Origin of the sequence: Nostoc sp. DedQUE05 (assembly GCF_034530955.1) — a bacterium.
In the GTDB taxonomy this organism is placed as follows: Bacteria; Cyanobacteriota; Cyanobacteriia; order Cyanobacteriales; family Nostocaceae; genus Nostoc.
In genome coordinates this window covers 103,999-113,915 of the sequence record NZ_JAVRCB010000015.1, presented here as the reverse complement: position 1 = coordinate 113,915, position 9,917 = coordinate 103,999, and the positions used below count along the sequence as shown (strand labels likewise).

8 protein-coding genes are annotated in these 9,917 nt (G+C 43.7%); 1 reads left to right on the top strand and 7 read right to left on the bottom strand.

Translation table 11 applies throughout. From position 1 onward, the window contains the following. On the top strand, window positions 1-384 hold a 384-nt coding region (locus RMZ42_RS13720; protein WP_322671917.1), incomplete at its 5' end, for a HEAT repeat domain-containing protein. A 114-nt stretch (window positions 385-498) separates the two neighbouring features. Here the strand turns inward: RMZ42_RS13720 and RMZ42_RS13715 are convergent. The 7 genes from RMZ42_RS13715 to RMZ42_RS13685 form a co-directional block, all read right to left on the bottom strand. Continuing rightward, window positions 499-2,109, bottom strand: a complete 1,611-nt coding sequence (locus tag RMZ42_RS13715) for an iron uptake porin (protein WP_322671916.1) — start codon at window positions 2,107-2,109, stop codon at window positions 499-501. A 110-nt stretch (window positions 2,110-2,219) separates the two neighbouring features. Continuing rightward, the gene (locus RMZ42_RS13710) at window positions 2,220-2,516 is read right to left on the bottom strand and encodes a Gfo/Idh/MocA family oxidoreductase (RefSeq protein WP_322671915.1); all 297 of its coding nucleotides are present in this window, start codon (window positions 2,514-2,516) and stop codon (window positions 2,220-2,222) included. Between the two features lie 428 nt (window positions 2,517-2,944). Beyond that, on the bottom strand, window positions 2,945-4,345 hold the full coding sequence (locus RMZ42_RS13705; protein WP_322671914.1) for a sugar porter family MFS transporter: 1,401 nt from the start codon (window positions 4,343-4,345) through the stop codon (window positions 2,945-2,947). 118 nt (window positions 4,346-4,463) lie between these two features. Next, window positions 4,464-5,462: an ABC transporter permease subunit gene (locus RMZ42_RS13700; RefSeq protein WP_322671913.1), complete on the bottom strand. Its 999-nt coding sequence runs from the start codon at window positions 5,460-5,462 to the stop codon at window positions 4,464-4,466. Continuing rightward, window positions 5,459-7,015, bottom strand: a complete 1,557-nt coding sequence (locus RMZ42_RS13695) for a sugar ABC transporter ATP-binding protein (protein ID WP_322671912.1) — start codon at window positions 7,013-7,015, stop codon at window positions 5,459-5,461. Before RMZ42_RS13695 ends, RMZ42_RS13700 begins: the two co-directional genes overlap by 4 nt. Window positions 7,016-7,436: 421 nt before the next feature. Further along, on the bottom strand, window positions 7,437-8,492 hold the full coding sequence (locus RMZ42_RS13690) for an ABC transporter substrate-binding protein (protein ID WP_322671911.1): 1,056 nt from the start codon (window positions 8,490-8,492) through the stop codon (window positions 7,437-7,439). Between the two features lie 182 nt (window positions 8,493-8,674). After that, the gene (locus RMZ42_RS13685; protein WP_322671910.1) at window positions 8,675-9,676 is read right to left on the bottom strand and encodes an ABC transporter substrate-binding protein; all 1,002 of its coding nucleotides are present in this window, start codon (window positions 9,674-9,676) and stop codon (window positions 8,675-8,677) included. Window positions 9,677-9,917: the final 241 nt, after the last annotated feature.

The window sequence follows — 9,917 nt, the reverse complement described above, 5'->3', positions numbered from 1 at the left end:
AACGCCTCGCCACAGGTAGTTGAAGCACTGCTGGGTTTACTCAAAGATGAGAGTGAGAGTGTGCGTGACTCTGCTGCTGTTGCATTGGGTAACTTGGGCAACGCCTCGCCACAGGTAGTTGAAGCACTGCTGGGTTTACTCAAAGATGAGAGTGAGAGTGTGCGTGACTCTGCTGCTGTTGCATTGGGTAACTTGGGCAACGCCTCGCCACAAGTAGTTGAAGCACTGCTGGGCTTACTCAAAGATGAGACTGATATTGTGCGTAACTCTGCTGCTTCTGCATTGGGCAAGTTGGGCAAAAACTCCAGCAATGTTTGTTATTGCTACTGTCGCCGAATGGATTTCACAACACCAGGATTCAGAATATGTAGGCAGTGGAATTGATGCGCTGTGGAATTTGGTAGTAACAAAAGAATAATTTTTGTTTTTTCACTGTAAGTCCCTAAAGAGTGCTGAGTATTCAGCACTCTGCCGATCGAGCAAAGCATTCACATTAAGTTAAAAATCGAAGGTTGTGCGAAGTACACCCACATACTGCGTATCATTTCTGTTGTCATTTTCCGGGTTGAGAATCACCCAAAAACCAGGAGTAACTGAGATGTTGTCATTCAGGCGGTAACGATAAAATGCTTCGATATGGTAAGCGTTGTCTCGGTCTTGACGGATATCACTGTTAGAAACATGGGGCGGTATACCAAAGAGAATTCCTGGGAGATTGCCTCTACCACCCACATCGGGAAACGACACACCAATCGCCCCAAACCAGGCATTGGCGTTGGCACCATTGTTCACAAATAGAGAATCTGTTCCACCCCTACCATTGGAAATATCACTCAAACCAGAACTCTCGGCATTTGCCCAAATATATCCACCCCAAGCGTGGACTTGAAAATTCGGGGAGAAGCGATAGTACCCCTGTGTGCCGACAATATCGTTGGAAGTAGCAATGTTGTTGCCAAAGGGAGCGTTTGACAAGACGCTACCCGTCCCAGCTGAGAGTTCGATTACTCCAGCAGGGCTATAGCCATGAGAGTAAGCAACACCGATCGCTCCTTGCTTACCATAATAGGCTAAGTGCGCTAGGGCGTTGTAGCCGCCATCAAATAACCCGTTGCTAGGCGATGGCACATTAGAACTGCCTGCTAAATAGCCCAAGGTGAGAACCAAGTCTTTGGTAATGTTCCAGTTAGCGGCTGCACCGCCGCCACCTCGCCGGAATAAGGGACTGTACGATCCAAAAAGTGAGGGAACTCCATTGCCGTCGTCAGCAATTGTGGGGGGAGTGACGGTGGTGGAAATGTCGGTGTAACCAATGCCTACAGGCCCAACAACGAAGTTAAGGGAATCACTGACTGGGAAGTAATAACGGATGTGGGGGACATAAAGTGTCTCGTTGCTGTCATAATCGAAGTTTAGGCGTGTCATTCCTGTACCTGTGGCTGCGGCAATTTGACTGCCAACATTGGATGCAAAGTTACCAAATTCTAGCCGGACTCGCAATAAATCTTTGCCAGTGAAACTGCTCTCAAAGTTGAGACGACCCCGATTTGCAAAGTAGATGCGCGATTCATCATCTTCGCCACCGACTCGATCGCCAAAGGTATCACTAACGGCGGTGATAATTTGAGCATTCAACCTAGTAGTAGTAGAAAACTGCTGCGCCTCCAATGTTGCTGTATGTGCCTCTAAGGTATCTACTCGTCCGCGCAGAGTTGTTAGTTCTGCGGCAAAGTCTTGCTGCAACTTTTGCAGCACTGCCAAATCTTGCTTATTAACTAAATCGCTAGTAGCTGTGGCAATTAACTCATTAATCCGATCCAAACAAGCATTTAAACCTGCGGCAAACTCATAACGGGTTAAGGCACGGTTGCCGCGATAGGTAGAATTGGGATAACCTGCAATACAACCGTAGCGTTCCACTAACGATTGCAATGCACCAAACGCCCAATCAGTTGGTTGTACATCAGAAAACTGGGAAACAGAAGTGACTTGTCCCTGCAAAGTCCGATTAGCATCTGTTGCATTCGGATCGTCTTCTGGAGGTGCTGCCCAAACTGCTGGAATTGCCAAAAATAAAATAAAAAAGCTAGGAAAAATAGTTTTTAGCATTGATTTATTAATTGAAAATGGTTGAATTATGAGCTTGTAACGAAAGAAATTACCCTCGAATAAAAGTATGAGCTAATCAACATTAAAATTACATATTTTAAGTTGAAGTTTTAGCTCAATTCAAGCAACGTTATGACTTTTTGCTCATTGCTGTTTTTAATAGCTGCTGCTATAATTTCCATTAGCTTAATTCCGTCTTCGGCGGTAACAGCAATTGGCTGATTACTAACGATAGATTTATATACGGCATCGTAATAACCTAAATAGCTCCCTTGTAAACTTTTGACTTTTTCTCGAATTATTTTTGTGTCTTTTTCTGTATGCAGCAAGCCATATTCACTTTCTGGCTCTGCTTTTAAGAAAAGAACCTTTAGTGCTATGTATGATGTAGGCAGGCGCAGGCTCACGCACAAGGAAACTTGCTTTTAATTTGACGCGCAGTTTGTCGTAGTATAGTATCAACTCAAAACAATCATCTACTTGCGATCGCAGCCTGGTGATGCGGATGTCTGCAAAAATAGCATCAGCATTCCAAATAAATGCAAAGCTTGGTCTATTAAGTGCGGCCCTGAATTCCTAAATTGTTTAATGTTCCTGCTCCCGGACTGGAAACTTCTACTACATATTATTCAATTACGTTGTCGTCATCAGTTGTGAATGTTCCATCTAGTACTCCACTACATTAATTTTGAGAAGTTCGTAGTGAGTGACTCTAGCCCTAATCTAAGCACTAAAGTGCTGACTACAAACTCCTTTAACCATGCAACCTCACAAACACAGAGGATACAGAGATACAAATTATGAATTACGCACAGAGGTACTAGATGGATGCTAATTACATATCTTCTAGCTCAATTCCTTTGGTTTCTTTAATAAAAAAGAGAATGAAAAAGAATGAGGTAGCAGCTGCAATTGTATAGAGTCCATAGGCAGAACCTAGACCGAAATATTGCAGTATAGGAGGAAATGTTGTGGAAATGAGGAAATTGGCAACCCATTGCATAGCAGCAGCAATCGAAAGTGCGGCGGCTCGAATTTTGTTATTAAACATTTCTCCCAACAGCACCCAAACCACTGGCCCCCAAGAGAAACCGAAGCAGAACACATAGAGGTTGGCTGCGACCAGAGCTATAGTCCCGGCGCTTCCGGTAAGATTGGGGTTCCCAGCAGCATCGAGGGGAGCATGACCAAAAAGATAAGCCATCGTCCCCAATGTCAAGGTCATGCCGATTGACCCTATTATCAGTAAGGGCTTGCGACCAAATTTATCTACGAAGGCGATCGCAATCAGTGTTGTAATAATGTTGACGGCTCCTGTAATCACCGTGATTGATAGGGAATCTTTTTCGGAAAAGCCGACAGCACGCCATAAAACGCTGCTGTAGTAGAAGATTACATTAATCCCAACAAATTGCTGTAATACAGATAAGCCTATTCCTATCCAAACAATTGGCAAGAGTCCGCCACTTCTGCTTAAGAGGTCAGAAAATCTGGGTTGGCGTTCGCGAAGCACTGTCTGCCGAATTTCTTCGATTTTTGGCAGTACGTCACCCCCCAAAATCTTGGTCAGAACGTTAACAGCTTCTGATTCTCGTCCTTTGGCAACCAAATAACGGGGAGATTCAGGAATTGTTAAAGCTACCATCCCGTAGAATACTGCTGGTGGGACTGCTGTCCAAAACATCCAGCGCCAAGCTGCAACCCCAAACAAAAACGGCGAGTCTGCTGAACCTGCTGACGTAGCGATAAAGTAGTCGCTCAATAAGGCAACGAAAATTCCCACTACGATCGCTAATTGTTGCAGAGATCCTAACCTTCCCCGCAAATGGGTGGGAGAACATTCGGCAATGTAAGCTGGCGCGATGACGCTAGCAACGCCGATGCCAATCCCACCTAATACTCGCCAAAAAATAAAATCCCAGATTGTGAAGGCAATCCCAGAGCCAATGGCACTGATAGTAAACAATGCCGAAGCAACCACCATTGCGTTGACTCGACCATAACGGTCTGCAATCTGTCCGGCAAAGAAGGCTCCGATGGCAGACCCCAGCAACGCTAGGGATACTGCCAGCCCTGTCACCCAACTACTGGTATTAAAAGCTTTTGCTAAAGATAAAACCGCACCGTTGATTACAGCAGTATCAAAACCGAATAAAAACCCGCCGAGGGCAGCGGCACCAGCAATCAAAATTACATAAAACGTGCTGGCTTTACGACGAGTAGTAGTGGAAGTCATAGTTTATATATTTATTATTGGGGATGGGGCATGGGGCATTGGGCATTGGGCATTGGGAATTAGGAATTAGGAATTAGTTTTTTCCCCTCTGCTCCCTGCCCCCTGCTCCCTTGCTTGTTTACCGTCTAGAACGTCTGCGTAACCGATCGATCGTTACTGCCAAAATAATTACTAGTCCTTTGACGACTAGTTGCCAGAAGTAAGATAGGTTCAACAAGGTTAAGCCGTTGTTGAGAATCGCAATAATCAATGCACCTAAAAGAGTGCCGCCAATGGTGCCAATACCGCCTGTAAAGCTGGTTCCACCTAGAATAACAGCTGCGATCGCATCTAATTCGTAACCCTGACCTATTACGCCACTGGCACTATAAAGACGGCTGGCGCTCATGATTCCTGCTAAACCTGCCAGTAATCCGCTAATACCATAGACGAATAGCAACACCCGATTAACTTTAATCCCTGTTAATCTGGCTGCCCGTTCGTTACCACCCACAGCATATATCTGCACTCCTAAAACAGTTTGCCGCAGGATAAACCAGCTAGCTATCACAGTCAGTAGCGCAATTATCACTAGCCAAGGAATGGGGCCGATATATGTATTACCCACCCAAGCAAAATTTATGTCAGGGTTAATCAGGGTTGTACCTTTGGCAATTAAAAAAGCAACACCCCGCAAGGCTGTAAGTGAACCCAGCGTCACAATAAAAGGTGGCACATCCAAGAAGGTAATGAGCGCACCGTTGAGTAAGCCTAACAGCAATCCTGCAAGTAACGCAGCAGGTACAGCCGCCCAACTTAAAGCCGGTAGTAGCGATACCAGCAATGCAACTACCGCAGAAACAGCTAAGATTGACCCAACTGAAAGGTCAATACCGCCGGTGAGAATTACAAAGGTCATTCCTGTCGCCAGCACAATATTGATTGATGCCTGACGCAAGATATTGACGATGTTAGCACCGGTGAGGAAGTTGGGAGAAAGGAATGTAAATAAGATGCAGATAATTACTAAGATTGGCAAAATACCCGCAACTTCCAACAGGGTGCTGATTGATTTCCGGTTGCGAGCTGCGGGATTGTTGGCTGATTTATTGATAGGCGGTCTGACTGTCTGACTCATAATGCTGATACCTCCGATGCTCCAGTTGCGTAGTGCATAATCTTTTCTTGGGTGATTTCTTTGCCAAGACTGCCATCCAGTTCGCCTACCAGCTGTCCTTCTCGCATCACTAAGACGCGATCGCTCATGCCGACAATCTCCGCTAGTTCGCTGGAAACCATTAAAATAGCAACACCTTGCGCTGCCAATTCGCTCATAATTCGGTAAATTTCGCTTTTGGCACCAATATCTACGCCGCGTGTCGGTTCATCTAACATCAACACTCTCGGTTTAATGGCTAACCAACGCGCTAGCAGTAGCTTCTGCTGATTACCACCAGAAAGATCCAATGCTCTAATTTCCAAATTGGCTAGACGGATATTGAAGTTTTCCACCGCGTCTGTTGACAGTCGATTCACTGAAGGCCAGTTAACAATTCCACCTTTGGCATCTTGCTTGAGTGTGTTGATAGCAATATTCTTGCGGGCACTCATTTCCAGAAATAAACCTTGGTCTTTGCGGTCTTCTGGAACGTAGCCAATTCCGGCTGCAATGGCATCACTGGGCGTATTAATTTCCAGTTTTTTGCCATTCAAGAATACTTCACCACTAGCTTTACGGTCTGCACCAAAAATCAGCCGGGATAGTTCTGTGCGTCCGGCACCAACCAGCCCCGCTAAACCCAGAATTTCTCCAGCATGAAGTTCAAAACTAGCCGGCTCAATCTTCTTGCGGGCGTCGCTCATATTTCTGACTGACAGTACCACCGGCCCAGGATTCATTTGCCGTTGATGTTCGTAAAAGTCTTGCATGGAGCGACCAACCATCATCTGCACCAATCGCTGGGGAGAAATTTCGCTGCGTGTGAGACTGCCAATATATTGACCATCACGCAACACGCTAATCCGGTCAGCTAAGGCATAGATTTCTTCCATACGATGGCTGATGTAAATAATCGCAATACCATCACGCCGCAGTTTGCGAATTACCTCAAATAAATGGTCGCTCTCGCGGTCAGACAATGCTGCTGTTGGTTCATCCATCACCAAAACGCGGCTTTTATCCTTCAGCGCCCTAGCAATTTCCACTTGCTGCTGTTCGGCGATGGACAAAGTACCAACTATAGTCTGCGCGGTAAAATTGGCTCCAAGGCTGTCCAGCACTTCCTCTGCTTCTAGTTGCATCGCTTGGCGGTCTAAAAGCTGACCTCGCCGCAACTCGCTACCCATAAACATATTTTCGGTAACGGTTAAATTCGGTGCAACATTCAATTCTTGATAAATGAGATTAATACCCGCTTTGCGTGCTGTCGCCGGGTCGGTAATTTTCAAGGGTTGACCATTGATGCGAATTTCTCCTTCATCAGCAATGTAAGCCCCTGCCAGGATTTTCATCAATGTGCTTTTGCCTGCTCCGTTTTCACCCATGAGGGCGTGAACTTCTCCTGGGTAAATCGTCAGATTAACATTTTGGAGCGCAGATACACCATGAAATCGTTTTGTAATCCCTTGCATTTCTAACACTGGGGTGCTAGTTGGTGTATCAGAACGTGAAGTTTCAATATTGGTTGTCATCAGCAAAACCTGTAAAAACTATTTAAAATTCGCGAATCTGAATTAGAAAGGAATAAATTCATATTTTATCGATTGCAAAATCATGTTTTAAAAGCTGACTATGAGTGGGAAAGAGATATTTTCATCCTTTGTTATTAACGTTATTTCAGAGAGATTGTTGGGAAAGTTCAAGTATTATAAATAGACACTCAAATTTTCCACTGATGCACATACATAGCGGTTATCAATTCGGTGCAGCAGAGTTTTAACCTCTTTATAAACCCATCTTTCTATTAAACAAAAGCCAAGAAATAGAAATGAGGTTTGGTATTAATTTAAATGAAAACTGTCGGACATTCTAGGTATGTGCAAAAACTTTACAAATGCGCCAAAGGAGTTATATCAAAAGACATAATTTTCAATTGCAAATTCATAATTTTTATTACTCCCAGCCTTTTTCTGTACTGACGTTATCTTTTGCGATCAACTTAACTGGAATCAGAATGGTTGGATTAGCAGGTTTCTTACCATTTAAAATGTCATTTCCAACCTGAACTGCTTTTTGGGCCATCCCTCGTGGATTTTGAGTAGCAGTTGCTGCATATAAACCATCTTTATTGGCGATCGCAGTTATTGCTTCTGGCGCACCATCAACTCCTACAATAAAGAAATCTTTACGTTGTGCTTGCTTTGCTGCTAGTTCTGCACCAAGTCCACTCGGATCGTTAATGGCAAAAACAGCATCAATCTTCGGAAAGGTTGTGAGCAAATCAGTCATAACTCTCAGTCCTCCATCCCGGCTACCATCTGCATTCTGGTTTTTAGAGAGGATTTTGATATTGGGATATTTGGATAATACATTTTCGCAGCCACTAACTCGCTGAATTACTGAGTCCACCGGCGGCCCGTTAACTATTACTACATTGCCTTTACCCTTGAGGCGATCGGCAATATATTTGCAACTAACTTCTCCAGCTTGGACATTATTAGTTGTGATGGTGGCATCCACACCTCCCTCTGCACCTGTGTCTACGGCAATAACAATTTCACCTGCTTTTTTTGCTCTTTCAACTATTGGTCTAATTCCACTTTTATCAGCAGCGTTTAAAACAATAACATCAGTATTTGCAGCAGTAAAATTTTCAATTTGGTTGGCTTGTTGATTAAGGTCATAAGCACTGGAAGCTATAATAACATTGACATCTTTTCCGCCAATTCTCTTCGCTTCTGCCTCAACTGCTTGTCCCATAACGACGAAGAAAGGGTTACTCAGATCGCCAACAGTGAAGGCAACCGATCGCAACTTTCTATTCCCAGTGGCGGTTTTAGTTTCTGCACTAATATTCGTAGCAGGTTGAGTATCAATGTTAGTAGCTGTGTTGTCATCGGGAGAACCATTTGTACAGCCGATAAGACTGCCACTGATGATACTTAATAAGCTAGCTGTAATTACGCTTCGCGTAACGCCAGAGGTGAACGCAATCTTTTTCACATTCATATATCTCCTACAAGTCATTCTGACTTACACAAATTTGAAAACGACGTACTAAAAAACAGGGTAAAATGTTCTAATCTTCCTGTATCAAGCCTTTTGTGTGTTTTGTAATTACGAATTACGTTAGCGTAGCGTTAGCGAGTCTTCGTTCGCTTTTAGCGTCTCGTAGAGAGCGTCATTACAAATTACCAGCCTTGATAGCTGCTGAGGTTCTCTCTAGTAACCAACTTGACTGGAATTAGAATCTCAGATGACTCAGGTTTTTTACCCTGAATGATATCGTTGCCAATCTGAACCGCTTTTTCAGCCATCCCTGCGGGATTTTGAGCCGCAGTTGCAGCAAATACACCATCCTTATCTTCCATTGCTTTGGTTGCATCTGGCGATCCGTCAACCCCAACAATAAAAAATTCATTGCGTCTTGCTTGTCTAGCTGCTAAATCTGCACCAACACCGCTTTGATCGTTCGTAGCAAAAACGGCATCAATTTTCGGAAAGGTTGTCAGCAAATCGCTCATGACTCTCAGTCCTCCATCCCTAGTCCCTTCAGCGTTTTGCTCTTTAGAGATGAGTTTAATATTCGGATATTTAGACAATGATTTCTCACAGCCACTCACTCGCTGATTGATTGAGTCCATTGGAGTACCGTTGAGGATGACTACACTACCTTGACCTTTGAGGCGATCGGCAATATATTGGCAAGCAACTTCACCAGCTTGGGTATTGTTGGAACTAATCATCGCATCCACATCTGCATCAACGGCTGAATCTAATGCAATCACAACCCTACCTGCAAGCCTTGCTTGGTCAATAACTGGTTTAACTCCTTTTTTATCAACAGCGCTGAGGATAATTAGGTCAGTATTTGCAGCCGTAAAATTTTCGATTTGATTGGTTTGTTGATTTAGGTCAAAGGCACTGGAAACTGCATTAACTCTGATATTCCCTCCGATTTTTTGGGCTTCTGTTTCGGCCCCCTTCTGCACAGCATTATAGAAAGGATTGCCTAAATCACCCAAAGCTACACCGATTGTTTGCAATTTTCTATTTAAAGTACTAAGACTCTCTGCACTGATATTAGTAGCCTTGTTAGTAGTATTAGTAGCAGTGTTGTCATTATGAGCGCCATTTGTACAACCAACAACCACAAAACCTAATATACCAGCTATGAGCAAAATTCTTTTCATATTCATCTATTTCTAACAACTGATTTAATTTGAGAAAGGCGATCGCAAGATAAACTAAGTCTTAAAAACTTAGACCTAACCTAGTGATACTACTAGCTTTTGCAATTTAAACTCCAAAGGTATTGGATTTGGAAGTAGTGGAGTTATTGCTATTAGTTTCACAAAACAAAATGGGTTATTTTTAAAGCAGAATTACGAACATTACACTACTTAAAATACTCACATTCTTTTGGTGAAATGA

Excerpts from the sequence above, each read along its gene's own strand:
- RMZ42_RS13715 (WP_322671916.1), bottom strand. The coding sequence starts at position 2,109 with ATGCTAAAAACTATTTTTCCTAGCTTTTTTATTTTATTTTTGGCAATT.
- RMZ42_RS13705 (WP_322671914.1), bottom strand. The coding sequence starts at position 4,345 with ATGACTTCCACTACTACTCGTCGTAAAGCCAGCACGTTTTATGTAATT.
- RMZ42_RS13700 (WP_322671913.1), bottom strand. The coding sequence starts at position 5,462 with ATGAGTCAGACAGTCAGACCGCCTATCAATAAATCAGCCAACAATCCC.
- RMZ42_RS13695 (WP_322671912.1), bottom strand. The coding sequence starts at position 7,015 with ATGACAACCAATATTGAAACTTCACGTTCTGATACACCAACTAGCACC.
- RMZ42_RS13690 (WP_322671911.1), bottom strand. The coding sequence starts at position 8,492 with ATGAATGTGAAAAAGATTGCGTTCACCTCTGGCGTTACGCGAAGCGTA.
- RMZ42_RS13685 (WP_322671910.1), bottom strand. The coding sequence starts at position 9,676 with ATGAAAAGAATTTTGCTCATAGCTGGTATATTAGGTTTTGTGGTTGTT.